The sequence below is a fragment of the Paraburkholderia sp. genome, from assembly GCF_035948235.1.
Lineage (GTDB): Bacteria > Pseudomonadota > Gammaproteobacteria > Burkholderiales > Burkholderiaceae > Paraburkholderia.
On record NZ_DASZJJ010000319.1, the window covers coordinates 1 to 26823 of the forward strand.

The following is a 26823-nucleotide window of genomic DNA, read 5'->3' on the forward strand; positions in this document are numbered from 1 at the left end:
CTGGGGCGGCAACTGGTTCTTCCTCGTTGCCGATCACGGGCAGTCGCTGGAATTCGCCCATGTCGAATCGCTCACCCATGTTGCCTGGAATATTCGCGCCGCGCTCGAAGCCAATGGCATCACCGGTGAAGGCGGCGCGCACATCGACCATATCGAACTGTTCGCGGACTCCACCGTGCCCGGCATCGACAGCCGCAACTTTGTGCTGTGCCCGGGCAAGGCCTATGACCGCTCGCCTTGCGGCACGGGCACGAGCGCGAAGATCGCCTGCCTCGCCGCGGACGGCGCGCTGGCGCCTGGCGCGAACTGGCGGCAGGAGAGCATTATCGGCAGCGTGTTCGAGGCGAGCTACGAGCCGTTGGAAGACGTGAGCACAACCGCTCAGCGTTATGTGCGCCCGAGCATTCGCGGCACGGCGCACGTGAGCGCCGAATCGAAGCTGATCTTCGCCGCCGACGATCCCTTCGCCTGGGGCATTCGCGCGTGAGCCAGCCGCTTCATTCGAGTCCCGATGTGATCGTGGTGGGCGCGGGCATCGTCGGCGCCGCGTGCGCACACGAACTGGCGCGGCAGGGCGCGGATGTGCTCGTGCTCGACCGCGCGGGTATCGGCGGCGGCGTGACGGCGGCGGGCATGGGCCATCTGGTGCTGATGGACGACAGCCCCGCCGAATTCGCCTTGTCGGCATGGTCGCGCGATCTGTGGCTGGAACTTGCGCCGCGTCTGAGCGAGCGCGAAGCGTTCGTGCGCTGCGGCACGCTCTGGGTCGCCGAGGACGACGAGGAATACGCCCTGGCGCAAACGCGTCAGGAGGCGCTGGTGCGCTCTGGCGTGGCCTGCTCCTTGCTGGATGCCCAGCAGGTGCGCGAAGCCGAACCTGCGCTGCGTGAAGGCCTGCGCGGCGGCATGGTGATGCCGGACGACGCGGTGGTCTACGCGCCCGCTGCTGCTGCGTGGCTACTCGCGCAGCCGGTGAAAGGACGGGTGACATGCCGGCTCGGTACGCAGGTTGCGCGCGTGGACCGCCAGGGCGTGGTACTCGCCGATGGCGAATCGCTCGCGGCGGGCGCCGTGCTGCTGGCGAATGGCCTGCAAGCGTCAGACATGCTGCCCGGCCTGCCGATGCAGGCAAAAAAAGGACACCTGATTATTACCGACCGCTATCCCGGCACGATCCGGCATCAGATCCTCGAACTTGGCTATATCAAGAGCGCGCACAATGCGAGCGGCACGTCAGTGGCGTTCAATGTGCAGCCGCGCCCGACGGGCCAGATTCTGATCGGTTCGTCGCGCCAGTTCGACAGCGTCGATGCTGCCATCGAACCTGAAATTCTCGCGCGCATGCTGCGCCGCGCCGCCGGGTATCTGCCCGACCTGCCGACGCTCAACGCGATCCGCGCGTGGACGGGCTTTCGGCCTGCCACGAGCGATGGTCTGCCCTTGATCGGCCCAGCCGGGCCATTCGCGCACGACGACTGTCACCACTCGACGTGGCTGGCGACCGGACATGAAGGTCTGGGCGTCACGACGGCGCTCGCCACGGGCAAGCTGATTGCCGCGCAGATGCTGGGTCTTGCCGACGTGTTGCCGATCGATCCCGTGCCCTATCGGCCTGCGCGCTTCGAAAAAGCAGGAGTCGCTCATGCCTGAGATGTTGACCCTCGACGTGGATGGACGCAGCGTGCAGGTCGCGCGCGGCAGTTCGGTTGTGGCGGCGATTGCCATGGCAACGCACACGGCGGGCGTCGTGACGCGCGAATCCGTGAGCGGCGCGCAGCGCGGGCCCTTGTGTGGCATGGGCGTGTGCCAGGAGTGCCGCGTGACGATAGACGGCGTGCAACATCGACTCGCTTGTCAGACACTCTGCGCGCAAGGCATGACCATCAAGACGGCGAGGTCTGCGCCATGAATTTCGATATCCTGATTATTGGGGCTGGTCCGGCAGGCTTGAACGCCGCGAGCGTGGCGGCGCAAGCGGGCGCGAAAGTCGGCATCGTCGACGATAACGCGCTGCCGGGTGGCCAGATCTGGCGACAAGGGCCGCAGCATCGCGCCAAAGGCCGCGCGCACGAGGCCATCGAGGCGATGCAGCGATCCACGAACGTCACGTATTTGAGCGGCACGCGCGTGGTGCAGGCGAGCGGTGCGCGACAGCTGCTCGTGGAAGACGCCTCGCGAGGCTATACGATCGGCTACGGCAAACTGATCGTGGCGGCTGGCGCGAGAGAGCGCTTTCTGCCGTATCCGGGCTGGACGCTGCCAGGCGTGACGGGCGCGGGTGGTTTGCAGGCGCTCGTGAAGGGCGGCATGCCGGTGCGCGGCGAGCGCATTGTCATCGCGGGGAGCGGGCCGCTTTTGTGGGCGGCGGCGCTCACCGCGCGCGAACAGGGCGCACGCGTGATGGCGATCGTCGAACAGGCCGCGCCGCACGCGGTCCGGCAGTTCGCAGCGTCGCTCGTGTACACCCCCGCGAAGCTCGCGCAGGCGGCACGCATGCGTTTCGATCTGCGCGCGACGCCGTATCTGTGTGGCGCGCATGTGAGCGCCGCACTGGGCGATGGCCAGCTTTCGCATGTGATGGTGAAGCAGGGCGAAAAAGAGACGCGTATCGACTGCGACCGGCTGGCGTGTGCGTTTGGGCTGGTGCCCAATACCACGCTGGGCACGGCGCTGGGTTGCGGTATCGATGAAAATCAGGGCGTGCTGGCCATCGCCGTCGACGATCTGCAGTCAACCACGCAGCCCGATATCTATGCAGCCGGAGAATGCACGGGCGTGGGCGGCATGGAGTTGTCGGCGGTGGAAGGACGCATTGCGGCGTACGCGGCACTTGGCAACGTCGCGCAAGCGCGCGCTCTGTTTGCGCAGCGCGAGCGGTATCGCCGCTTTGCTGCACGGATGCACACGGCGTTCGCGCTCGATCCGCAATTGCGCGGGCTGGCCGCGCCGGATACCGTGCTATGTCGCTGTGAAGACGTCCGCTTTGCCGATGCCGCGCTGCATCGCAACTGGCGCGATGCGAAACTGCATACGCGCTGTGGCATGGGGCCGTGCCAGGGCAGGATCTGCGGAGAAGCCGCAGCGTTTTGCCTGGGCTGGGAGCGCAACGGGGCACGTGCGCCATTCTCGCCAGCCCGGATCGGCACGCTGATGCAGGTGCAGACGCAAACGTAAAGTGTTTCAGCCGGGCCATGTGAAAGCATGGCCCGGTTTTCTTTGCAGGTGGGCAAGCGGCGGCGGCAAAGGCATAATCGACTGCATTCCGATTTCCGACTCGCGACGCTTTGCCATGCACGATCTGCTCCAGCCCGCCGTCAGCGCGAACACGACGCTCCCGCAGATGGTGGCGCACTTTTCCCTGCTCGAACCGCTCTTCGACGCCATGCCCGACGTGGTCTTTTTCGTCAAGGATCATGAAGCGCGCTATGTGATCGTCAATGCCACGCTGGTGGCGCGCTGCGGTCGCAAGGATCGTCGTGCGCTGCTTGGCAAGACGGCGGCGGAAGTGTTTCCTTCGCGGTTTGGCCGTATATATATGGAGCAGGACGAAGCGGTCGTGCGCGATAACAGCCGCCTGATCGACCAGCTCGAATTACACCTTTATCCGGGACGCGAGCCCGGCTGGTGCCTCACTTCCAAAGTCCCGCTGCAAGACGCACAAGGGCGCGTGCTGGGCGTTGCCGGTATTTCGCGCGATCTGCGCGCGGCGGAGGGCACGCACCCGGCGTATCAGCGTGTTGCGATTGCGGCGAAATACATTCAGGAAAATTACGCGCAGCCGCTTAAACTGTCGAATCTGGCGGTGCTGATCGATATGTCGGTGGCACAGGTCGAGCGTTATTTTCACAAGGTCTTTCATCTCACGCCGCGCCAGATGCTGCTCAAGACGCGGCTTGATGCGGCGTCCGAACTGCTTGCTGGCGATTCGAGCATCACGGACATCGCCACCCGCTGCGGCTATAACGATCACAGCGCATTCACGCGTCAATTCAAGGCCACCGTGGGCATCACGCCGAGTCAATATCGCGCGCTGCTGCATCCACAAGCGGCGTCATCCGATTAATAACCCGTATTCGCAGCGCGCGAGCGCCTCGCATCATTCGCGCGCGCATGGCTAAGTGTTGTCCCCGATAGCGCTTGCGCATGTCATCTGTATGCGCGTGAGCGTGATGACGATTGTGCTGAATTCGTCATGCTGAGGCACGAAAGCCCTCAAGCCTTCAAGTTAATGGATAGCGATACTTCTTCGCATCGTCGCGAACCTGGCGCGATGCATTCAACGAAGGAGATCGGCACCGTGAGCCGTAACGTTATTCAACCGGGTGCAGTATGCCCCGCTGAGCCCACTCGCCACGTCACCGTGACGTAGCCCGAGCGCTCGCACCGAACTGCCAGACGCGGCTCTTTATCCCGCGCCACGCACGTCATCTACAGCGCGCCTCGCGTGCATCCTCATTCGCGTTTCGCTCCTGCACCTCGATGCGGCAGCCGACCGCTCAAGCGCTCATTCCTAAAATCAGGAGACATCGACGATGTCCAGTCAAGGCAATTTACATCGCTCATTGCCAGTCAGCGACGGCACGCATGCCGCCGCCCACGAACAGACAGGCGAAGGCCGCTTCAAGAAGCAACTGTCGCTCACTGACCTCACGTTCATCGGCCTGGGCGCCATTTTCGGTTCGGGCTGGCTATTTGCCGCGAGCCATGTTTCGGCAATCGCCGGACCCGCGGGCATCGTCTCCTGGCTGATCGGCGGCTTCGCGGTGCTGTTGCTCGGCATCGTCTATTGCGAACTGGGCGCGGCGCTGCCGCGTGCGGGCGGCGTGGTGCGCTACCCGGTTTTTTCACACGGCCCGCTGCTCGGCTATCTGATGGGCTTTGTCACGCTGATTGCGTTTTCCAGCCTGATCGCCATTGAAGTCGTTGCCGCGCGCCAGTATGCGGCTGCGTGGTTTCCCATGCTGAGCCAACCGGGTTCCGGCAATCCCACCACGATGGGCTGGTTCGTCCAGTTCGCGTTGCTGTGCCTGTTTTTCCGCCTGAACTATTCGAGCGTAAAGACCTTCGCGCGCGCCAATAACCTCATCAGCATTTTTAAATTCATCGTGCCGCTTTCGGTGATCGGGGTGCTGTTTACGTTTTTCAAACCCGTCAATCTCACCGTGCACGGTTTCGCACCGTACGGTCTTTCCGGCATTGAAATGGCGGTCTCGGCAGGCGGCATTATCTTTGCCTATCTCGGCCTCACGCCGATCATTTCGGTCGCAAGCGAAGTGCGCAATCCGCAGCGCACAATTCCTGTCGCGCTGATTCTCTCCGTGCTGCTTTCGACGCTCATTTACGTGCTGCTGCAGCTGGCGTTTATCGGCAGTATTCCTACCGATACGCTCAAGAGCGGCTGGGAAGGCGTGAGCAAGGCATTCTCGCTGCCGTACCGCGATATCGCACTGGCACTGGGCGTGGGCTGGCTCGCCTATATGGTGGTGGCGGACGCCGCTATTTCGCCGAGCGGTTGCGGCAACATTTACATGAACGCAACGCCGCGCGTGGTCTACGCATGGGCCAAAACGGGCACGTTCTTCCGCGTATTCACGCGCGTGGATGAAGCTTCGGGCATTCCGCGTCCGGCCATGTGGCTCACGTTCGCGCTGGCGGTGTTCTGGACGCTGCCGTTTCCCTCGTGGGAAACGCTCATTAATGTGGTGTCGGCGGCGCTCGTGCTGAGCTACGCGGTGGCGCCGATTTCGGTTGCCGCCCTGCGACGCAATGCGCCTGATATGCCGCGGCCGTTTCGCGTGGGATGTTTTGGCATCGTCGGGCCGGTGTCGTTCGTTATCGCTGCGCTGATCGTCTACTGGTCGGGCTGGAGCACGGTCTCCTGGCTGCTGGGACTGCAGATCGTCATGTTCGTGATTTATCTCGCGGCAGGACGTTTCGTGCCGACGCGCCAGCTCAGTCTTGCAGAACAGGTGCGCTCGTCGCTTTGGCTGATTGCGTTCTACGCCGTGATGATCGTGCTGTCGTGGCAGGGCAGTTTTGGCGGTAGCGGCGCGCTCGCGCATCCGTATGACACGGTCGTGGTCGCACTGGCGAGCCTCGGCATCTACTACTGGGGCGCCAATACCGGCGTGCCCAGCCACAAGCTGCAACTCGACGCCGACGATCAATGAGTGCATCGGCAATCAGGCATTAATTGATTCACGTCTTTCCCATCGATTTATAACCGGGCCTTGGTGGCCCGGTTGGTTTTTTGCAGAGGTAACTATGACGATTACCGGTCAATCGCTTATCGGCGCAATGAGCGTGCGCGGCACGCACGGCGCTTTTCACGGCATCGACGCGCGCACGGGCGAAACGCTCGAACCCGCTTTCGGTGGCGCGACACAGGACGATCTGGAGCGCGCATGTGCGCTCGCGGAAGCCGCCTTCGACACCTTCCGCGAAACGCCGCCTGAAAATCGCGCGGCGTTTCTGGAGACCATCGGCGAGAAGATCATGGCGATTGGCGACGCACTGATCGAGCGCTGCATGGCCGAAACGGGCTTGCCGCGAGCGCGCCTCGAAGGTGAACGCGCGCGCACGGTCGGGCAACTGAGACTGTTCGCTGGCGTGCTTCGCAACGGCGATTTCGTCGATGCGCGCATCGACCCTGCGCAGGCAGATCGCAAGCCGATGCCACGCGTGGATCTGCGTCTGCGCAACGTCGCGATCGGACCGGTGGCGGTGTTCGGCGCGTCGAATTTTCCGCTGGCGTTTTCGGTGGCGGGCGGCGATACGGCCTCGGCGCTCGCGGCGGGTTGTCCGGTGATCGTGAAGGCGCACGGCGCGCATCCAGGCACGTCCGAACTCGTGGGCCGCGCGATTCAGCAGGCGGTGCAGCAATGTGGTTTGCCCGAAGGCGTTTTCTCGCTGCTATTCGACAGCGGTCTTTCGATTGGCCAGGCGCTGGTGGCCGACGTGCGCATCAAGGCAGTGGGCTTCACGGGGTCGCGAGCGGGTGGCGTGGCGCTCATGAAAATCGCCAACGCGCGCGAGGAGCCGATACCCGTCTACGCAGAGATGAGTTCGATTAATCCGGTCGTATTGCTGGCTGGCGCGCTGGGCGCGCGTGGCGGCGCGATCGCGCAGCAGTTTGCAGCCTCGCTCACGCTGGGCGCTGGCCAGTTCTGCACGAATCCGGGCCTCGTGCTCGCCGTGGACGGCGAATCGCTGCGCGCATTCGAACGCGCCGCTGGCGATGCGCTTGCCAATGCCAGCGCATCGACGATGCTCACGCCCGGCATTCATGCGAACTATCTCAAAGGCGTCGAACGTCTCGCTGCACACGCCGATGTCGAGCAACTCGCGCGCGGCGAGGCGGGCGGCCGTTTCGACGCCCAGGCGGCGCTATTCGCGACCACCGCGCGGGCATTCAGCGCAGATTCCGCATTGCGCGAGGAAGTGTTCGGTCCCGCGTCGCTGATCGTGCGTTGCCGCGATCTCGACGAATTGCACGGCGTGCTCAAGTCGCTCGAAGGGCAATTGACGGTGGCTGTGCATCTGGACCACGACGATCGCGCCGCCTGCCGCACGCTGTTGCCGACGCTTGAACGCAAGGCCGGCCGGATTCTTGCAAACGGCTTTGGCACCGGCGTGGAAGTCGGTCACGCGATGGTGCATGGCGGCCCGTTCCCGGCGACCTCGGACCAGCGCACGACCTCGGTCGGCAGTCGCGCCATCGAGCGCTTCCTGCGGCCCGTTTCGTATCAGGATCTGCCCGACGATCTGCTGCCGCAGGCGCTGCAAGATGGGAATCCGCTTGCGCTGGCGCGGCGGGTCGATGGGGTTATGCATCGGTAGGTCGGACGCATTTGCGCAACACGCCGCAACACCAGTGGTAACATTTGTTGTCGTCCACTGTCCGGCCCTCTGCGCCCATCGACATGCCTGAAAGCTTTGACCAGCTTGCCGCGCTCATCCGTGCGCGTTTCGCCGAACTCAGTCCGCAATTCCAGACCGGTGCGGCCTTTCTGCTCGACCATCCCGACGAAGTTGCCGTGTCGTCGATGCGCAAGGTCGCCGAGCGTGCCCAGGTCCAGCCCGCCTCGCTCGTGCGCCTGTCGCAGCAACTTGGCTTTCCGGGCTGGAACGAACTGCGCGATCTGTTCGTCGCGCGCGTGCGCACGCGGCCCGAGCCGCTGTCGAGCCGTGCGCGCTCGCTGGTTGCGGGCAGCGCGAAAGACGCGCTTGCGCGCGATCTGCTCACCGCCCAGCAGCACAACCTCGACGCCAGTTCCGCGCACAACACGCGTGCCATGCTGGAAGCCGCGCGCGTGCTGAAAAAAGCCCGACACGTCCACGTTGCGGGCTTTCGCTCGTGCTATGCGGTGGCGTTCGGGCTCGTGTACGGCTACCGTCTGTTCAGGCCAGCGGTGTCGCTGCTCGGCGGCGAGGCGGGGACGCTGGAAATGCAGTTGCTCGGCATCGAGCGCGATAGCGCGACGATCGTGGTCAGCTTCGCGCCTTACTCCGTCGAAGCCGTGCGGGTAGCCGAAGCGGCGCTCGAAAAGGGCAGCAAGCTGATTGCGATTACCGATAGCGCGGTTTCGCCCATCGCGCTCAACGCCGAAAAAGTGCTGATCTTCACGCACGAAAGCCCATCGTTCTTCCCTTCGCTGGTCGCGGCTACAGCGCTGGCGGAATCGCTGGTCGCGCATCTGCTGGCGCTGGAAGGCACCGGCGCGGTAACGCATCTGGAAGCGGCCGAGCGCTCGCTCAACGCGCGCGGCGCGTATGTGCCCTGACGTCCCCTGACATGCTCCGATCGTTTGATCCTCGCTGATGCAAGAAAAAATGCGGCGCCGTGCAATCACACGGCGCCGCTTGCTTTAAGGGGCGCTCACTTGATGAAGCTGAGTTCCTTGCTGATGCGATCGAGGATGGGCTTCTTTTTCTCGTTGAAAACGGTCTTGTTCTGCTGGATCAGGTTATTGCCTTTGGTATCGATGGAGATAATCAACGGCCCGAACTCCTTCACGCGATTGATCCAGAGGGTTTCCGGCATACCCAGGTCCTGCCACTCCGCGCCTTCGATTTCCTCCACCAGCGTGGCTGCGCATGCTGCTCACGCCCGAGGGCGAGGTGTATCTGGAACACGCGCGGCGCATCCTCGATCAGGTCGAGGAGTTGAGCGAGCTACTTGGCAGTTCGCGGCGCAGTCCGACGGGCTTGCTGCGCGTGAATGCGACGCTTGGCTTTGGGCGCAGCCATATCGGCCCGGCGATATCGCGCTTTGTCGTGCAACATCCGCAGGTGTCGGTGCAGTTGCAGTTGTCTGTGACGCCGCCGCCGTTTACGGACGACAGCTTCGACGTCTGCATCCGCTTTGGCGAGCCGCCCGATGCGCGCGTGATCGCGCGCCGTCTCGCGCCGAACCGGCGGCTGCTGTGCGCATCGCCCGCCTATCTGGCGAAGCACGGCACACCGGCCTCGCCGCACGAACTCGTGCGTCACAATTGCATCGGCATTCGTCAGGGGGACGAAGCGTATGGCGTGTGGCGGCTCACGGCGGAGCGCGGAACGAACGCAAAAAGCGAAGCGATTCGCGTGAATGGCAACCTCACGACCAACGACGGCGAGATTGCCGTGAAGTGGGCGCTCGAAGGCCACGGCATTCTGATGCGTGCGCAGTGGGATGTGAGGGAGTATCTGGCGGACGGCCGCCTCGTGGTCGTGCTGCCCGAATACCGCACGCCCGGTGCGGATATTTACGCGGTCTACGCGCAACGGCATCAGCTATCGACGCGCGTGCGCGCCTTCGTCGATTTCCTGAGCGCGGAACTCGCACGCGCCGGCAACGCGTGACGATGCAATAAAAAACGGGACGCGGCGTATATGCCGCGTCCCGTTTTTTTGCAGTGCTGGGCTTTATTCAGCCATCAGTTTTTCAACCGGTAACCGGTCTTGAAGATCCACGCGGTGATGCATAAAAACAGCGCGAGAAACGCCGCGGTCATGCCGAGGCTCACGCCCACGGCAACATCCGCGAGTCCATAAAAGCTCCAGCGGAACCCGCTGATCAGATAGACGATCGGATTGAACAGCGTGATGATCTTCCACGCCGGCGGCAGCATGTCGACCGAGTAGAAACTGCCGCCCAGAAATGTCAGCGGCGTGATGACGAGCAGCGGCACGATTTGCAGCTTCTCGAAGTTATCCGCCCAGATGCCGATGATGAACCCGAGCAGGCTGAACGTGATCGCCGTCAGCAGCAGGAATAGCACCATCCAGAAGGGATGCTGGATCTGGATCGGCACGAACAGCGCCGCGGTGGCGAGGATGATGAGCCCGAGCAGCACCGACTTGGTCGCCGCCGCACCGACATAGCTGATGACGATTTCGAAGTACGACACGGGCGCCGAAAGCAACTCGTAGATCGTGCCCGTGAAGCGCGGAAAGTAAATGCCGAACGACGCATTCGAAATACTCTGCGACAACAGCGACAGCATGATCAGGCCTGGCACGATGAACGCGCCGTAACTGACGCCATTCACTTCCTTGATGCGCGAACCGATCGCGGAGCCGAACACGATGAAGTACAGCGAAGTCGAGATCACCGGCGCGACGATGCTCTGCATCAGCGTGCGTCTCGTGCGCGCCATTTCGAAGCGGTAGATGGCGCGGATTGCGTGGATATTCATTTGGCGCTCACCTCTGGCTTGCCGTTATCCGCGAGCGCGGCATCTTTGCCGACCAGACTCACGAAGATGTCCTCCAGCGAACTCTGGCTCGTCTTCAGGTCCGTGAAGCCGATGCCCGCATCGCCCAGACCCTTGAGCAGCGCGATGATGTCGTTGCGTTCGTTTTCGGCGTCGTAGGTGTAGGTGAGTTCGCTGCCGCCTTCGGCCAGCTCCAGACGCCACGCGGCGAGCGCGGGCGGAATGGCGGCGATCGGCGCTTCGAGCTGCAATGTCAACTGCTTGCGGCCGAGCTTGCGCATGAGCGCGTCCTTGCGCTCGACCAGCATGATCTCGCCCGCATTGATGACGCCGATGCGGTCGGCCATCTCTTCCGCTTCGTCGATGTAGTGGGTCGTGAGGATGATCGTCACGCCGCTGGCCTTCAGCCCGCGCACGAGTTCCCACATGTCGCGGCGCAATTCCACATCCACGCCTGCGGTGGGCTCGTCCAGAAACAGCACCTGCGGCTCATGCGCCAGCGCCTTCGCGATCAGCACGCGGCGCTTCATGCCGCCCGACAGCGTGAGGATCTTGTTGTTGCGTTTTTCCCATAGCGAGAGGTCGCGTAGTACGCGCTCGACATAGGCTGGATTGGGCGGCTTGCCGAACAGGCCACGGCTGAACGACACGGTAGCCCAGACGGTTTCGAACGCGTCGGTGGTCAGCTCCTGCGGCACGAGGCCGATGAGCGAGCGCGCCGCGCGGTAGTCGCTGACGATATCGTGACCCGCTACACGGACATGGCCTTCGCTTGGATTGACGATGCCGCAGATGATGCTGATGAGCGTCGTCTTGCCGGCGCCGTTGGGGCCGAGCAGCGCGAAAATTTCGCCGCGTTCGATGTCCAGATTGATGCGCGAAAGCGCGCGGAATCCCGATGCGTAGACTTTCGAGAGGTTCTCGACGGAGAGGATCGTTTGCATGTGCGTGACATTACCAGAATCGGGGGCAGGGCATCGGACGCCCGAGTGGGGCTGGGCTGGACTTGACCCTGCGCGCTTCGCGTACCTGCCCTTTATATATTGGCCGTGCGGCGCTCATTCGTTGTAAGCTGTCTTTCATTTGACAACATTTGTTGCGAAGCGTATAAATCCGGCATCGGTTACCACGCAGCCAGGGACAGGCAAGTCAAACGATGCAGGCACTCAAGACTATCCGCATGGGCGGGACGCCCGAGGCGATCGGGCAGCAGCTTGGCGAACTCGCCAGGCCCGTCTTCGCGCCGTATATGGCACAAAGCGGCGCCTGGGCGGCAGTGAGCCGCTGGCGCGGCCACGCGTTCGTGCAGCAACTGCGCGCGGCGGCGCAAGAGCATTTCCCGGCTTACGTGGCCGAACTGGATGCGATGGCGGCGGCGCTGGGCTGGTCCGCGCACGACCTGTTCCTCTGGAATTGCCGCGGCGAGTTGATCCACAATGCCCCCGACGGCTGCACGACGCTCGCCGTGCGTACCGAGGCAACTGGCGGCCTGGTTGGCGGGCTGATCGCCCATAACGAAGACGGCGATCCGTATCTGCGCGGCCGCTGCGCCGTGGTCGAGGTGACGCCCGAAGGCAAACCGGGCTTCGTGAGCTTCTACTATCCCGGCTCGCTGCCGGGCCACACCTTCGCGGCGTCCCGCGCGGGTGTGGCGCAGGCGATCAACAACGTGCGCATTCGCGAACCGCGCGCGGGCGTGCCGCGCATGATCCTGGCGCGCGCCGTGCTGGACGCCGCGACCCTCGAGGACGCGCTCGCGCTGCTGCGCGATACGCCGCGCGCGAGCGGCTTTCACCATACGGTCGGCGGCACCGACGCGGCGGGCGCGGTGCGCGTCTACAGCGTGGAAGCCACGGCGCAGCGCGCCTCGGTTGTCGAAATCGGTGCGCCGTCGGGCCACGCCAACCACCTGATCCACGCCGGCTGCGATCGTTCTGATAGCGAGGCGCAGATCGTCACGGATTCGTCGCGCGACCGTCAGGCGCGTCTCGCCGATCTGCTGCCGGCGCTTGGCGCGCAGCCGGATGGCGCGGCTTTCGTGCGCACGCTGCAGGATCGCGGCGGCGACGGCCTGCCGATCTTCCGCGACGATCCGCACGACCCCGACGACGAAAACACGCTCGCCACGGCCTGCATGCAGATCGCGCCGGATGGCGTGAGCCTCGAGGTCTGGCAGGAAGGCGTGCGCACGCTGTCGATGCCGATTCCGCGCGCGGTCTGAGCGCCGCAAGCCGGTCCAACGAATTCCAGTCAGATATCTGTTTTCAGCGAGAACTACCATGTCCAGCAAAGTGTTTCATCGGATGCCCAGGCAAACGCTGCCCGTCGCCGTGGCGGGCGAGGGCATTGAGATCATCGATTCCACCGGCAAGCGCTATATCGACGCGAGCGGCGGCGCGGCCGTCTCGTGCCTGGGGCATAGCAACCAGCGCGTGATCGACGCGATCAAGCAGCAGGCCCAGGCGCTGCCGTACGCCCACACCTCGTTCTTCACGACCGAAGCGTCGGAGCAACTCGCCGATTACCTGATCGAGCGCGCGCCCGCTGGGCTCGATCACGTCTACTTTGTCTCGGGCGGTTCCGAGGCGATCGAGGCGGCGCTCAAGCTCGCGCGCCAGTATTTCGTCGAGAAGGGCGAGCGCTCGCGCCGTCATTTCATCGCGCGCCGCCAGAGCTATCACGGCAACACGCTGGGGGCGCTGGCGATCGGCGGAAACGCCTGGCGCCGCGAGCCGTTCCTGCCGATCCTGATCGAATCGCATCACGTCAGCCCGTGTTACGCGTACCGCGAGCGCCTGGACGGCGAAACCGACGAGGCTTACGCGCAACGTCTGGCCGATGAGCTGGAGCAGAAGATCCTCGAACTCGGCGCCGAGAACGTCGCGGCCTTTGTTGCGGAAACGGTGGTGGGTGCGACGGCCGGCGCGGTGCCGCCGGTGCGCGAGTACTTCCGCAAGATCCGCGCGGTGTGCGACCGCTACGGCGTGCTGCTGATCCTCGACGAGATCATGTCGGGCATGGGCCGCACCGGTTATCTGTTCGCGTGCGAGGAGGACGGCGTGGCGCCGGACCTGCTGACCATCGCCAAGGGACTGGGCGCGGGTTATCAGCCGATCGGCGCGACGCTGGTCAGCCAGCCCATCTACGAGACCATCGTGGGCGGCAGCGGTTATTTCCAGCACGGCCACACTTATATCGGTCACGCAACGGCCTGTGCGGCGGCGCTTGCCGTGCAGCACGTGATCGCCGAGGACAATCTGCTCGACAACGTGCTGGCGCGCGGCGAGCAACTGCGCGCGCGTCTGCGCGAGCGCTACGCGGACCATCCGCATGTGGGCGATGTGCGCGGGCGTGGCCTGTTTGTCGGCGTGGAACTGGTCAAGGACCGCGCGACCAAGGCGAGCTTCGATCCCTCGCTCAAGCTGCACGCGGCGATCAAACGCGAGGCTTTCTCGCGCGGCCTGATGGTGTATCCGATGGGCGGCACCGTGGACGGCCAGAATGGCGATCACATCCTGCTCGCGCCGCCGTTCATCTGCACGGCGCAGGATATCGACACGATCGAGGACCGTCTGGCCGGGTCAATCGGCGCGGCGTTGCAGGCTGTGTGAACCCTTGCGGTCTGATCATTTTCGGAGCAAAAATCGATGACGCAATCCCCGAATCCGCGCTTGCCGGCTTTCGACGCCGCCAGCGCGACGCCCGAGCAGAAGGCCGTGCTCGATGAAATCCTGTCCGGCCCGCGCGGCAACCTGAACGGCCCGTTTCTCGGCTGGATTCACAGCCCGCAGCTCGCCCAGCACGCCCAGCGGCTGGGTGCATTTTGCCGATACAGCACAGGCCTTTCGCTGCGCCTCTCGGAGCTGGCGATTCTTGTGACGGCGTCGCGCTGGCAGGCGCAGGCGGAGTGGTATATCCACTATCCGATCGCGATCAAGGCGGGCGTGCCCGAAGCGCTCGCCGAGCAGATCCGCACGGGCGCCGAGCCGGTCTTCGAAGACGCCGACGACGCGCTGATCTACGCCTTCACGACCGAGCTTTACGACACCAGACGCGTCTCGGACGCTACTTACGCGCGCGCCGTGGAGCGTTTCGGTCACGAGACGACTATCAACCTGGTCGGCCTGCTGGGCTACTACGCGCTCGTGGCGATGACGCTCAACGTTTTTGGCATGCGCGCGGAAGGCCAGACCACGCTGCCGTTCCCCGAGTAGGCAGGCCTTACTCGCCATGGCGTCGTGATACTGCGCCATGTAGTTAAACGAACGCCCCATCCGGTATGGCCGAATGGGGCGTTTTTTCATTTGGCGTGACGGACATATTTCAGTGCACTGATTTACCCGACGGTTGGTTAATTGCCTGCATCGAGAATCGCGATATCGGATATCGAGAAGAGTAAAAAATAAAACGAGTGAACGTTTTTTGGCAGTAAACGTTTTCAGGCATATTTGCCACGGCAGGTTATTTGAACTATATGGTTAATGTTGCGCCGGGCCGCATGCATTGCACTTCAGGGTGTTATAAATTGTTGCGGCATTATGCTGCCGGTGCTCCAAATAATAAGACTGTTTGGGCGGCGCGGCGCTGGCGGCCGCGCGCTAAAGCGTAAATAGCTGCCAACGAGTACGACAATTAGCTAAATCGTTATGAGCACCTTAAATGCGGATTTCCCGAGGTTGGGATAAAATCGCTTGCGTGATTTAATTCGCATTGTTAGTCTTGCCAGACTTATTGAAAGCCGCCGCAATAACATAACCGAAATGGCGGTTTTTCGTGGCTAAAAGCGGGTTCCATACCTGCTCCGGGGACGATTCGAGGCACGAGCTTTTTACTCGGGGAAATCCATGCTTGATACGACCGAAGAGGTCGCCGAAAGCCCGCATTGCGCCGAAGCGGGCATTGGCGACGTGGTCACCCTCAAATCGGGTGGACCACGCATGACCGTTATGTATGCGGGGCCGGTGGGCTTCGCCAGCGGCCATTGGCTGATCTGCCAATGGTTCGACGAACACGGCGAACTGCGCCAGGACATGTTCGCGCAGGACATGGTGAAAATGGAGCCGCGCCTGATTTCGGCCGGCTCGGTCAGGATGCGCATGCCCCTTCGGCGCGCGTAAGCGGGCGCCAGCGCGGCGCTCGCTTCCCGTCGACCAGGCTAAGGCTTAGCGCTGACCCTCGGCGGCGATGCGCACTGCAAGGCCGGCCAGCACCGTACCCATCAGATAACGCTGGATTGCGAGCCACTTCGGACGGCCCGCGAGAAACGACGCGATCGAGCCTGCCGTGATCGCCGCCATCGCGTTGATCGTGACCGACAGCAGGATCTGCACCGTGCCCAGTTCGATTGACTGCGTCAGCACGCTGCCTTTGCTCGGGTCGATGAACTGCGGCAGCAGCGAGAGATAGAGAATCGCCACCTTCGGATTGAGCAGGTTGGTCACGAAGCCCATCAGGAACAGCTTGCCAGGCCGATCGGGCGTCAGTTCGCGCACCTGGAAGGGCGAGCGGCCACCCGGCTTAAGCGTCTGCCATGCGAGCCAGGCGAGATAGAGCGCGCCGCCCAGGCGCAGCGCATCGTAGGCAAACGGCACGGCCATGAGCAGCGCAGTAATGCCGAACGCCGCGCACAGCATATAAAACAGGAAACCCAGCGCTACCCCACCGAGCGAGATCAGGCCGGCCTTGCGCCCCTGGCAGATCGAGCGCGAGATCAGATAGATCATGTTGGGTCCGGGCGTGAGCGCCATGCCGAGAGCGACGGCGGCAAAGGCGAACAGCGGGGCGACATGGGGCATGGCGGGCTCCGTAATGTTGCAGGTCAGGCTGCGGGTCAGACAACGGGAAGAGGCGCGGCACGCGCGCCCAGCGTTGCAGAGGCGGTGGGCGCAGCGGTGTTTGGGGTAATTATTTCATGGCTGGCGGGTCTGTGCCCGGCCTGCTGCACCGCGTTGGCCATTCGGCCAGGGGGATCAGCGTGACGAGCCTTCGCGGTCGGCATTGCGCGACTGGCGGGCCTGAGCGCGCGCGTCGAGGCGGCGCGAGAACAACTGCATGCCGAGGATCTTTTTCTTCTGCTGCACGTTGTCGCCGATATCTCTCGGCGGATTCGGCTGCAGCGACCAGAACAGCGCGAGGAACCAGCCCAGCACGGTCCAGCCCACCACCGCATTGAACAGGGCAATGATCAGCAGGTCGTGACGCTTGCGCCGGTCGGCAATCATCGCGGGCAGGAAGTACAGCACGACCGCTGCCAGCAGGACCACGATCTCGAATATGGAATGGCTCGCCATGATGACTCCTCCGCGACAGGGCGTCGCCCCCGTAAGGTCATTGTCGCGCGGATCGGGCTCGGGCGTAAGAAAGGCCTTTCAAGCGGCTGGCAATAATCTGAGGTGAGTCGGGCAAAGACCTGGCCGGATGGCCAACGTGGACGCCAGGCCTTTGGGTGAACGGGCGTTCGGGTCTATGATCGTGGTTTTTCCGGCAATGAATCCCCACACCATGAGCTCAGCCCCGACAGAGGTCACCCGCCAACTCGATCGCGATGAATTGCGCACGTTCGTGGAGCGTAAATGGAACGACGAAATCGTTCCTGCGCTCACCGACTACATCGCGGTGCCCGCAAAGAGTCCCGCCTTCGACGCCGACTGGGCGCAGCACGGTTATCTGGAGCGCGTCGTCATCGAGGCCGCAAAGTGGGCGGAAACGCAGCCCGTGCGCGGGCTCAAGCTCGAAGTCGTGCGCCTGCCTGGCCGCACGCCGGTGATTTTTTTCGAAGCACCGGCCACGCGCTCGAACAGCAGCGAAACCGTTCTGCTTTACGGCCACCTCGACAAGCAGCCTGAATTCGACGGCTGGCGGAATGACCTCGGTCCGTGGACGCCCAAGTTCGAAGACGGCCGTCTCTATGGCCGCGGCGGCGCGGACGACGGCTATGCCATCTATGCCAGCATCACGGCGCTGGCCGCGCTCGACGCCCAGGGCATCGAGCGGCCGCGTTGCGTGGGCCTGATCGAAACCTGCGAGGAGTCGGGCAGCTACGATCTGCTGCCTTATGTCGATGCGCTGCGCGACCGTCTGGGCGCGGTGGGTCTCGTGGTTTGCCTCGATTCGGGTGCGGGCAATTACGATCAGCTCTGGCTCACCACGTCGCTGCGCGGCCTCGTGACCGGCGATCTGGAAGTGGAAGTGCTCGAAGAGGGCATTCACTCGGGCTCGTATGGCGGCATCGCGCCGTCTAGCTTCCGCGTCATGCGCCAGTTGTTCGAGCGGCTCGAGGATGCCCGCACCGGCACGCTGTTGCCGGAAGGCTTCCATATTCCGATTCCGTCCAAACGTCTGGCCGAAGCGGAAGTCACCGCGAAGATCCTCGGCGAGAACGTCTGGAAGAGCATGCCGTGGGCGTGCGGTCTGGACGGCCGCCGCGTGTTGCCGACCACGACCGATCCGCAGCAGGCGCTGCTCGATTCCACGTGGCGGCCCTCGTTGTCGGTGACTGGCGCGGCCGGGTTGCCGTCGCTGGCGAATGCAGGCAATGTGCTGCGTCCGCGCACGGCGTTCAAGCTGTCGCTGCGTCTGCCGCCGCTGCTGGATGCGGCGAAGGCCGTGGCGGATCTCAAGGCCTTGCTCGAAGTCGACCCGCCGTACAACGCGCGCGTGACGTTCAAGCCGGATGTGGGCGCGGCCAACGGCTGGAGCGCGCCCGATCTCAGCCCGTGGCTTTCGCAGGCGCTCGACACGGCCTCGCGTAACCACTTTGGCGCGGACTGCGCGTATCTCGGCCAGGGGGGCACGATTCCGCTGATGAACGTGCTGCAGGCCGGCTTCCCGAAGTCGCAGTTCATGGTGTGCGGCGTGCTCGGCCCGAAGTCGAACGCCCATGGCCCGAACGAGTTCCTGCATGTGCCGTACGCGAAGAAGCTTACGGCCACGGTTGCCGAAGTGATTGCTTCGGCGCCTTGATGCGCGCCTTGACCTGACGCGCTGATCTTTCCGCGATGTGGGCCGCGCCTTGCCGCGCGCCCGCGTCAGCGGTGCGCGTGTGAGTCCTCCGCGGCCGGATCAGGGCCGCTGACTTGCTCAGTAGGCTCCGCGTGGGCCGCGTCCGCATGACAGGAGCAGTTTTCCTCGTCGACCGGCTGCTCCAGATTTTTCATGATTCCGCACTCCGCGCTGCTGTGGCGCGCGTTGCAGCTGTCGCGCAGCGTGCGCAGTTGCTGCTCCAGCACGCGCATCGTTTCGATCTGCTGGTGGATGCGCGCGATCTGGCAGTCGATCAACGCGTTCACTTCGTCGCAGGGCTGATCCGGGTCGGCCTGATAGCGCCGCAGCATGCGGATGTCAGACAGGCCGATGCCCAGCGAGCGGCAATGGCGGATGAAATTAAGCTGCGCGGCGTGCGCGACCGTATAGCTGCGATAGCCGTTGGTCTCGCGCGCGGGTTCGTCCAGCAACCCTTCGCGCTCGTAGAAGCGCACCGTTTCGACGTCGCAATGCGCGTGACGCGCCAGTTCTCCGATTCTCATCGTCGCGATTCCCAAAAATTCCTTGACCCTGTAGCGGCTACAGGCTGTTCAATGATTCTGTCACTTTTGGGAGAATTCGGCCATGGTCCAGGTTTTTTTGTCGCGGGGCGCGCTGGCGCAGCGCTATCGTGCGCGCGCCGACAGGCACGATACCGCGGCAGGCGCGACGGCAACGGCACGCGCTGCGCGGGACGAAATCGAAACGGGGCATGAGCACGCGTGTCATGGCGCCGGGGAGGGCCATGCTCACGGGCACGATCATGGCCACGCGCACGATCATGATGACCACGGCCATGCGTGCAGCCATAACCACGGCGCCGCTCATGCGCACGATCATGGTCATGCTCACGATCACAGCGATCATGACCACGCCAGCCACGCAGGCGCATCCTGCTGCGACAGCGCTGCGCCGCAGGCCAGGCGCAGCCGCCCGGCCGCGCCCGCGCCCGACGGCACGCAGCGCGCGCGCTACCGCATCGACAACATGGATTGTCCGACCGAAGAGCGGCTGATCCGCAACCGCCTCGAACCGATGTCGGGCGTTGCACGTCTCGACTTCGACCTGCTGGCGCGCGAGTTGACCGTCTATCACACGCTGCCCGACGCGCAACCGCTCGAAACCGCGCTGCGCGCACTCGACATGGCGCCGCGCGCGCTCGGTGATGGCGTGGAGGCAAGTGCCAGCGCGCCCGCTCCCACGCCGGGACTTGCGATGCGCCAGAAGCTGCTGCTCGCGGCAAGCGGCCTGGCCGCGGCAGGCGCCGAAGTGTTCGCCTGGACGACGGGCCAGGACGCAGGCGTGCCAGTGCTGGTCTGCGCGGTCGTGTCGCTGCTCTGTGCGGGCTTGCCGACGCTCAAGAAAGGCTGGATCGCGCTCAAGAACCTCACGATCAACATCTACTTCCTGATGTCGCTGGCGGTGGCTGGCGCAATTGTCATCGGCAAGTGGCCGGAAGCCGCCATGGTCGTCTTCCTGTTCGCGCTGGCGGAGGAAATCGAGGCGCTGTCGCTGGAGCGCGCGCGTCATGCGATCCGCATGCTCACCGCGCTCGCGCCCGAAACTGCCGAGGTCTGGTTTGTCGGTGCCGCTGCCGGCGCGCAGCAAGGCGAATGGCGCACCAGCGCCGTCGCCGAAGTGGCCGTCGGCGCGCGCATCCGTGTACGCACCGGCGAGCGCGTGCCGGTCGACGCCCGCGTCACTACCGGACGCGCGGCGCTCGATCAGGCGCCCATCACCGGGGAAAGCCTGCCTGTCGACAAGACTGAGAGCGATGCGCTTTACGCGGGCAGCATCGTCGTCGATGGCGTGGTGGAAGCGACGGTCACCGCGACTGCGCGTGACAGCACGCTCGCGCGTATCGCCGCGGCGGTGCAGGACGCCCAGGCGCAGCGTGCGCCGACCCAGCGTTTCGTCGATCAGTTCGCGCGTTACTACACGCCCGCGGTGGTCGCGTTCGCCGTGCTGATCGCCGTGGGTGGGCCGCTCATTTTCGGCGGCGCGTGGAGCGCGTGGCTCTACAAGGCGCTCGTAATGCTCGTGATCGCCTGCCCTTGCGCGCTGGTGGTCGCCACGCCTGTGACGGTCGTGAGCGGCCTTGCGGCGGCGGCGCGCAACGGCATTCTCGTGAAGGGCGGCGTGTGGCTCGAACGAGGTCGCCTGCTCAAGGCCGTGGCGTTCGACAAGACCGGCACGCTCACGCTCGGCAAGCCGAAACTCACCGACGTGCTTGCGCTGAACGCGTTGCCGAAATCCGCAGCGCTGCGCCTGGCCGCAAGCCTCGACGATGCGAGCACGCACCCCGTCGCGCGGGCGATCGTGGCGGGCTGGCGCGAGGTCGACGGACAGGCGTCGCTTGAAAAAGTCGATGACTTCGCGGTCATCAACGGTATGGGCGTGACCGGACGGATCGGCGGCGAGGCCTGGCATCTGGGCAACCATCGGCTGGTGGAGTCGCTGGGGCTGTGCTCGCCGGAACTCGAAACGCAGCTTGCCGCTCTTGAAGCGGCGGGCAAGACCGCGATCGTGCTGTGCTCCTCGCGCGAGCCCGTGGCGCTATTCGCGGTCGCCGATGCGGTGCGGTCCGAGAGCGCGCCCGCCATGCGCGCGCTCAAGCGCCTGGGCGTGAAGCCCGTGATGCTGAGCGGCGATAACCCGACCACGGTGCGCGCGATTGCCGGGCCGCTCGGCATCGACGACGCGCGCGGCAATCTGCTGCCGCAGGACAAGCAGGACGCAATCGCCGAACTCTCGACGCAGCGCGGCATGACGGCGATGGTCGGCGACGGCGTGAACGATGCGCCTGCGCTTGCGCGTGCGGATATCGGCTTCGCAATGGGGGCGGCGGGCACGGCGACGGCGCTCGAAACCGCCGACGTCGCGATCATGGACGACGATCCGCGCAAGATCGCAGCATTCATCGGGCTGAGCCGCAAGACCTCAGCGGTGCTGATGCAGAACATCACGCTCGCGCTGGGGATCAAACTTGTATTCCTGGTGCTCGCGCTGGCGGGCGAGGCGACGCTCTGGATGGCCGTGTTCGCGGACGTGGGCGCGAGTTTGCTGGTGGTGGCCAATGGGCTGCGCGTGCGGCGGCATTTCGCGGATCGTTCGGCCACGCTGGCGGGCTGAAGTAGTGGCGAGCCTTTTCGGCTCGCTGCTTTTTTATGTCCTTATGCAACTAACAGCCAGTCTCGCGCGATTCTGGCAGAGTCCGATTTCCGTGGCACGAAATCGCGCTAGCGTGAAATCTCAAACTATTCGCGCGCCGTAAGTCAGCCGAAGTGCATCAAGGCACTGCGCAGCCGGGCCTGCGTTGCGGCATCGAAATCGCCGCGAAACTCCACACGCCCTGCGATCAGCGTGGCGACGGGCAAGCCGTCCTGAAACGCAATACGGTTGCCCGCGACGGCGGGCACTTTCTCGCCGGGTAGCACGGAGCCGAGCAGGTTGAGGGGATCGGTCGCGGCGATGCAGAGCGGCTCTGCAGCGTCTGCGTGATCCTGCGCGCCGCGCCGGCGGATTTCGCGAAGCAGCGGGATGGCTTCGGGCAGCGCGAACTGCTCGCCGGAAAGCCCCGTGACGAAACGCCCGCCACGCACATGGCCGCGCGCTTCCATGCGATGTAGCACGCGCAGCAGATCGCGCCACGGCGGCAGCCAGGGCGCTTCGCGCGCCAGCAGTTGCCAGCAGATCACGCCATAGCGGCGCAGAAGTCCATTCGCGACGTGTTCGAGCAGGTCGGCATCGGCGGGTATGCGGCGGGTTTGTGCGATGGGCTTCGTGCCTGCTTCGGCATCCGTGTTTTCAGGCGGTAACGCCACACGTCGCAGCACTGCCCAGCGTCCCGCGTCGGCCATCGACCCGACCAGCGGCCCGAAGCCGCGCGGCCGCCGCTTGCCGTGATACGCCGCACGCTTCGCGGCTGGGCGAACCAGCGCGCGCAGTCCCGCAAAACTGTCGGCGTTCACGAGACCCGCCGCCACCAGTTCGCCGAGTGCGCTTTCCAGTTCCACGCCAAGCAGATGCGCGTCGGCGGCCAGTTCGTCGAAGAACATCGCGCCGTGGCGCAGCAGCGCGTCATAGACGCGCCGTGCGCGCGCCGCCGGCTCGGCTTCGGGCGCGTCGAGCAGCGCCGTCCAGCGCGCCAGTTCGCGGCGCGGCAACAGCACGACGGGCGTGCTGCGCACGGTGGCCGTCGCGGCCGAAGCCGCGCGCGCAGGCAGCCGCGCCCACGCGAGCCGTCCCGAGCGGCACAGTTCGTCGAGCAGCAGCGGCGAGTAATCGTCGATGCGCGCGGGCAGGATTTCGTCCTCCCACGCGAGCGCCGACGCTTCCCAGCCTTCGAGCTGATCGAGCATCGCCGCGAGCGCGTCGCGGCCCGAGCCGCGCGTGCCAGCCGCAACGTGCTGCCATTCGAACAGGAAGCGCATGAAATCGTGGCGCTCAACCGGCTCGATTTCGCGGCGCAGCTTGCGCACGGTGTAGCGGTGGATGCGTGCGAGCAGGTGGCGCTCGCACCATTCCTCGTCGGGCGCGCCCGGCGTGAAGCGCCCGCGCATGACCGTGCCTTCGGCTTCGAGCCGAGTGAGGGCGAGGGCGGCCACGCTCGCCTCCAGAGCAAGCGGTCGCGCCACCTGGGCGACAGTGAGCGGCCCAAAGCCCGACAGCCGCGCCCGTATCAATTCGACCAGCGCGGCGTCCTCGCTCCACGGCTCGCCGTTCGGATCAGTGCGGAGCGTGTCCGGCGCCTGTAGCGGCGGTTCGCAGCGCGACTGCGGATAGATCGCCTGCACGCAGGCCAGCCGTTCAATGCTGACCCACAACGCTTCGTGGTCGGCGATGGGCAGGCGCGTGGCGCGGCCCGCCGCAACCAGTTCGTCGAGCCAGCCTTGCCAGCCGCCTGCTTGCACTTCGCCGTGCGCCAGCGCGCCGAGCGTGTTGAGCGCGTCGTGCATTTCGTCGGCGTTGCGCACTTGCGGCCAGGCCTCTTCGCGCACGCTGGCGATGGCCTCGGCGTCCAGCGCGCCCAGATCGTCGGCGGATTCAGGATCGCTCCAGCGCCGCGACAGCACGGCCTGGGTGCGTCGCTCCTCGATGGGCGCATCGTCGAGAAACGCGTAAGGGCGCGCCGTGAGGATTTCGGCCGCAAGCGGCGAGGGCGCAGGCAATTCGCGCGTCACCAACCGCACCTCGCCGGACTCCATGCGGCGCAGCAGCGCGAGCCATGTTTCGGTATCCATAGCATCGTGCAGGCAATCGTCGAGCGTCTGATCGACAAGCGGATGCGGCGGAATTTCGCGCTCGCCCGCGAGGTTTTCGACGCAGGCGACCTGATCGGGAAACACGGCGGCGAGCAGGTCTTCGCTGCGCATACGCTGGATCTGCGGCGGCGTCTTGCGCCCGCCGCTCTGGCGCGGCAGCGCGAGCGCCGCGGTCGCGTTCCAGCGCCAGCGCACGCCGAACAGCGGCGCATCCAGCAGCGCCTGCACCAGCAGATGTTCAGCGGAATTCGAATGCAAATAGCGCCACACTTCGTCGAGCGCGAAGCTGTGCGCACCCGTCAGCGAAAGGATGATGGCGTCTTCGGTGGCGGCGGCCTGCAGCTCGAAATTGAACTGGCGGCAAAAGCGTTTGCGCAGCGCGAGGCCCCACGCGCGGTTCATGCGGCTGCCGTAAGGCGAGTGAATGACCAGTTGCGTGCCGCCCGATTCGTCGAAGAATCGCTCCATCACGAGCGTGTCGTGCGTGGGCAAAACGGTGAGCGCCTGACGCGCGCGCGCCAGATAGTCGACGATCTGCCGCGCGGCGGCGTCGTCCAGACCCAGCGCATCGCAAAGCCAGGCCGTGGCGCGCTCGATGGCCTCAGATAATTCGGTATCCGGATTATTGTGTGAAGTGCTGAGTTTCTCTTCGATCTGCGCGCGCAGACGCGAAATCGCGAACGACAATTCATCGCTGCGGCCCGGCGCCTCGCCAAGCCAGAACGGGATGTTGGGCGGCTGGCCCTGCGCGTCCTCCACGCGCACGCGGCCCGCTTCGATGCGCAGAATGCGGTATGACGCGTTGCCGAGCTGAAACACGTCGCCGGCCAGACTCTCGACGGCGAAATCCTCGTTCACGGTGCCGATCTGCACGCTCTGCGGTTCGAGCAGCACGGCGTAATCGGCGTTGTCGGGGATCGTGCCGCCCGATGTCAGCGCGACCAGCCGCGCACCACGCCGTGCGCGCAGCGTCTGGCTCACCACATCGCGATGCAGATACGCGGCGCGCGGCCCGTGACGGCTCGTATAACCCTCGGCGAGCATGCGCAGTACCGCGTCGAAGCGCGCGCGTTCGAGCTGCGCATAAGGTGCGCTGCGCCGCACAAGCGCGTAGAGCGCATCCTCGCTCCACTCCTGGCAGGCGACTTCCGCGACGATCTGCTGCGCGAGTACGTCGATGGGCGCGTGCGGCAGCGTGATGCGGTCGAGTTCGCCGCGCCGCACGCAGTCGAGCAGGGCGGTGCACTCGATCAGGTCGTCGCGCGAAGTGGGGAACAGCCGCCCCTTCGGCGTGCCGCCCACCTGGTGTCCGGAGCGCCCCACACGCTGCAAAAACGCCGCAATCGAGCGCGGCGAGCCGATCTGCACGACCAGATCCACATCGCCGATATCGATACCCAGTTCCAGCGACGCCGTCGCCACCAGCACGCGCAGGTCGCCGCGTTTGAGCCGCTGTTCGGCCTCGAAACGATGCTCGCGCGCGAGGCTGCCGTGATGCGCGGCCACGGCTTCATTGCCGAGGCGATCGGTGAGATGGCGCGCGACGCGCTCGGCCATGCGCCGCGTGTTGACGAACACGAGCGTGGTGCGATGCATCGCCACCAGTTCGGCGATGCGGTCGTAGACGCGCTCCCAGACATCGTTCGCCATGATCGCTTCGAGCGGCACGGGTGGCACCTCGAGCGCGAGATCGCGCGGGCGCGCGTGGCCTGCATCGACGATCTCGCAGGAGGGCGGCGCGCTGGCGTCGTCGCCCATGCCGACCAGAAAACGCGCAACGGTTTCAATCGGTTTTTGCGTCGCGGAGAGGCCGATGCGCAGCGGCTTTCGGGCACAGAGCGCATCGAGCCGTTCGAGGCTCAGCGCCAGATGCACGCCGCGCTTGTTGCCGGCCACGGCGTGGATTTCATCGACGATCACAGTGCGCGCGCTCGACAGCATGTGCCGGCCCGACTCCGAACCGAGCAGCACGTAAAGCGATTCGGGCGTGGTCACGAGAATATGCGGCGCGCGGCGGCGCAGCGCGGCACGTTCGGGCTGCGGCGTGTCGCCGGTGCGCACGGCGGCGCGGATCTCGACCGGCGGCAGCCCCAGGCGCGCGAGTTCCTCCCCGATGCCCGCGAGCGGGCGTTCGAGATTCAGGCGGATATCGTTCGAAAGCGCCTTGAGCGGCGAGACATAGACGACGAGCGTCGCATCGGGCAGTGCGCCGCCGTTAGCGAGGCCTTCACGCACCAGCGCGTCGATGGCGGTAAGAAAGGCGGTGAGCGTCTTGCCGGAGCCGGTCGGCGCGGCGACCAGGGTAGCGCGGCGGCTTTCGATCAGCGGCCAGGCGGCATGCTGCGCGGGCGTGGGCGCGTCGAAGCTGCGACGGAACCAGCCGGCCACGGCCGGATGGAAAAGGTCGAGCGGATCGTCGGGCTGCGGCGCGGGCGAGGAAGGGAGCGAAGCCATAGGCACAAGGTTTGGGGACGCGCACCGGGAGTTTCAAGGCGGTTGGAGACCGCAATCCGAAAGCGCATTGACGCAGTCTCGCAAATTTCCGGCCTCGCTGCCCGAACCGGGCATCGCCACGCCGCGTTTCACCATGCGGTGGCATTGCGCCAGCCTCAGGCAAGCCGCGCCCGAACGCAGTATCCTCGCCCCGCTGGATATCTCTTCGCTGTTCCCTCGGTCCTCGACGGAGTAACTTCATGCGATACAACCCGCTCGGCCGCACCGGCCTGTTCGTTTCCGAGCTGTGTCTCGGCACCATGACTTTCGGCGGCGGCGCCGGCATCTGGAACCAGATCGGCGATCTGCAACAGGCCGATGCCGAACGCCTCGTTGGCCGCGCGCTC

21 protein-coding genes and 3 pseudogenes are annotated in these 26823 nt (G+C 65.0%); 16 read left to right on the forward strand and 8 right to left on the reverse strand.

Annotated features, from left to right (window positions below; translation table 11 throughout):
* The 8 genes from VG320_RS28140 to VG320_RS28175 all read left to right on the forward strand — a co-directional run.
* A partial coding sequence (locus tag VG320_RS28140; RefSeq protein WP_327203347.1) for a proline racemase family protein occupies positions 1-487 on the forward strand: 487 nt, incomplete at its 5' end.
* A complete protein-coding gene (locus VG320_RS28145) occupies positions 484-1650 on the forward strand; it encodes an FAD-dependent oxidoreductase (protein ID WP_327203348.1) in 1167 nt (388 codons plus the stop codon). The genes VG320_RS28140 and VG320_RS28145, both read left to right, overlap by 4 nt.
* On the forward strand, positions 1643-1909 hold the full coding sequence (locus tag VG320_RS28150) for a 2Fe-2S iron-sulfur cluster-binding protein (protein WP_327203349.1): 267 nt from the start codon (positions 1643-1645) through the stop codon (positions 1907-1909). The genes VG320_RS28145 and VG320_RS28150 overlap by 8 nt, the downstream gene beginning before the upstream one ends.
* Complete coding sequence (locus VG320_RS28155; RefSeq protein ID WP_327203350.1) at positions 1906-3174, forward strand: FAD-dependent oxidoreductase; 1269 nt, start codon at positions 1906-1908, stop codon at positions 3172-3174. The genes VG320_RS28150 and VG320_RS28155 overlap by 4 nt, the downstream gene beginning before the upstream one ends.
* A 115-nt stretch (positions 3175-3289) precedes the next feature.
* Positions 3290-4063 carry an AraC family transcriptional regulator gene (locus VG320_RS28160; RefSeq protein ID WP_327203351.1) on the forward strand — a complete coding sequence of 258 codons (774 nt, stop codon included), beginning with the start codon at positions 3290-3292 and terminating at the stop codon, positions 4061-4063.
* A gap of 469 nt (positions 4064-4532) precedes the next feature.
* On the forward strand, positions 4533-6170 hold the full coding sequence (locus tag VG320_RS28165; RefSeq protein ID WP_327203352.1) for an APC family permease: 1638 nt from the start codon (positions 4533-4535) through the stop codon (positions 6168-6170).
* Between the two features lie 94 nt (positions 6171-6264).
* Complete coding sequence (locus VG320_RS28170; RefSeq protein WP_327203353.1) at positions 6265-7839, forward strand: aldehyde dehydrogenase (NADP(+)); 1575 nt, start codon at positions 6265-6267, stop codon at positions 7837-7839.
* A gap of 83 nt (positions 7840-7922) precedes the next feature.
* Positions 7923-8783, forward strand: coding sequence for a MurR/RpiR family transcriptional regulator (locus tag VG320_RS28175; RefSeq protein WP_327203354.1), 861 nt, complete (start codon positions 7923-7925; stop codon positions 8781-8783).
* A gap of 95 nt (positions 8784-8878) precedes the next feature.
* Here VG320_RS28175 and VG320_RS28180 read toward each other — a convergent pair.
* Positions 8879-9103, reverse strand: a pseudogene (locus VG320_RS28180) (fumarate hydratase C-terminal domain-containing protein); the annotation flags it as partial.
* On the opposite strand from VG320_RS28180, the pseudogene VG320_RS28185 reads away from it, so the two are divergent.
* Positions 9094-9843: pseudogene (locus tag VG320_RS28185) on the forward strand (LysR substrate-binding domain-containing protein); the annotation flags it as partial. The pseudogenes VG320_RS28180 and VG320_RS28185 overlap by 10 nt on opposite strands.
* Positions 9844-9917: 74 nt before the next feature.
* Here VG320_RS28185 and VG320_RS28190 read toward each other — a convergent pair.
* Both VG320_RS28190 and VG320_RS28195 read right to left on the reverse strand, forming a co-directional pair.
* Complete coding sequence (locus tag VG320_RS28190; RefSeq protein ID WP_327203355.1) at positions 9918-10679, reverse strand: ABC transporter permease; 762 nt, start codon at positions 10677-10679, stop codon at positions 9918-9920.
* Positions 10676-11641: an ABC transporter ATP-binding protein gene (locus tag VG320_RS28195; RefSeq protein WP_327203356.1), complete on the reverse strand. Its 966-nt coding sequence runs from the start codon at positions 11639-11641 to the stop codon at positions 10676-10678. Before VG320_RS28195 ends, VG320_RS28190 begins: the two co-directional genes overlap by 4 nt.
* Before the next feature lie 212 nt (positions 11642-11853).
* Between VG320_RS28195 and VG320_RS28200 the strand changes: the two genes are divergently transcribed.
* The 4 genes from VG320_RS28200 to VG320_RS28215 all read left to right on the forward strand — a co-directional run bounded on the left by VG320_RS28200 (position 11854) and on the right by VG320_RS28215 (position 15814).
* Positions 11854-12918, forward strand: a complete 1065-nt coding sequence (locus tag VG320_RS28200) for a C45 family peptidase (protein WP_327203357.1) — start codon at positions 11854-11856, stop codon at positions 12916-12918.
* A gap of 58 nt (positions 12919-12976) precedes the next feature.
* Positions 12977-14308 carry an aspartate aminotransferase family protein gene (locus VG320_RS28205; RefSeq protein ID WP_327203358.1) on the forward strand — a complete coding sequence of 444 codons (1332 nt, stop codon included), beginning with the start codon at positions 12977-12979 and terminating at the stop codon, positions 14306-14308.
* Positions 14309-14344: 36 nt separating this feature from the next.
* Complete coding sequence (locus VG320_RS28210) at positions 14345-14911, forward strand: carboxymuconolactone decarboxylase family protein (RefSeq protein WP_327203359.1); 567 nt, start codon at positions 14345-14347, stop codon at positions 14909-14911.
* 630 nt (positions 14912-15541) lie between these two features.
* Positions 15542-15814, forward strand: a complete 273-nt coding sequence (locus VG320_RS28215; RefSeq protein ID WP_327203360.1) for a YodC family protein — start codon at positions 15542-15544, stop codon at positions 15812-15814.
* Positions 15815-15859: 45 nt separating this feature from the next.
* Here the strand turns inward: VG320_RS28215 and VG320_RS28220 are convergent, their stop codons facing one another.
* Both VG320_RS28220 and VG320_RS28225 read right to left on the reverse strand, forming a co-directional pair.
* Positions 15860-16492 (reverse strand): LysE family translocator, encoded by a 633-nt coding sequence (locus tag VG320_RS28220; protein ID WP_327203361.1) that lies wholly within the window; start codon positions 16490-16492, stop codon positions 15860-15862.
* A gap of 174 nt (positions 16493-16666) precedes the next feature.
* Positions 16667-16987 carry a superinfection immunity protein gene (locus VG320_RS28225; RefSeq protein ID WP_327203362.1) on the reverse strand — a complete coding sequence of 107 codons (321 nt, stop codon included), beginning with the start codon at positions 16985-16987 and terminating at the stop codon, positions 16667-16669.
* Positions 16988-17198: 211 nt separating this feature from the next.
* On the opposite strand from VG320_RS28225, the gene VG320_RS28230 reads away from it, so the two are divergent.
* Positions 17199-18659 carry a M20 family metallopeptidase gene (locus VG320_RS28230; protein ID WP_327203363.1) on the forward strand — a complete coding sequence of 487 codons (1461 nt, stop codon included), beginning with the start codon at positions 17199-17201 and terminating at the stop codon, positions 18657-18659.
* A gap of 65 nt (positions 18660-18724) precedes the next feature.
* On the opposite strand, the gene cadR is transcribed toward VG320_RS28230, so the two are convergent.
* Together cadR and VG320_RS28240 are read right to left on the reverse strand one after the other, a co-directional pair.
* Positions 18725-19222, reverse strand: a complete 498-nt coding sequence (gene cadR, locus VG320_RS28235; RefSeq protein ID WP_327203364.1) for a Cd(II)/Pb(II)-responsive transcriptional regulator — start codon at positions 19220-19222, stop codon at positions 18725-18727.
* A gap of 37 nt (positions 19223-19259) precedes the next feature.
* Positions 19260-19586, reverse strand: a complete 327-nt coding sequence (locus VG320_RS28240; RefSeq protein ID WP_327203365.1) for a hypothetical protein — start codon at positions 19584-19586, stop codon at positions 19260-19262.
* Positions 19587-19706: 120 nt separating this feature from the next.
* Here VG320_RS28240 and VG320_RS28245 point away from each other — a divergent pair, with 120 nt between their 5' ends.
* Positions 19707-21851: a heavy metal translocating P-type ATPase gene (locus tag VG320_RS28245; protein WP_327203366.1), complete on the forward strand. Its 2145-nt coding sequence runs from the start codon at positions 19707-19709 to the stop codon at positions 21849-21851.
* A gap of 143 nt (positions 21852-21994) precedes the next feature.
* Here the strand turns inward: VG320_RS28245 and VG320_RS28250 are convergent, their stop codons facing one another.
* Positions 21995-26437: a DEAD/DEAH box helicase gene (locus VG320_RS28250; protein ID WP_327203367.1), complete on the reverse strand. Its 4443-nt coding sequence runs from the start codon at positions 26435-26437 to the stop codon at positions 21995-21997.
* Between the two features lie 239 nt (positions 26438-26676).
* On the opposite strand from VG320_RS28250, the pseudogene VG320_RS28255 reads away from it, so the two are divergent.
* Positions 26677-26823 (forward strand): annotated as a pseudogene (locus VG320_RS28255) (aldo/keto reductase); the annotation flags it as partial.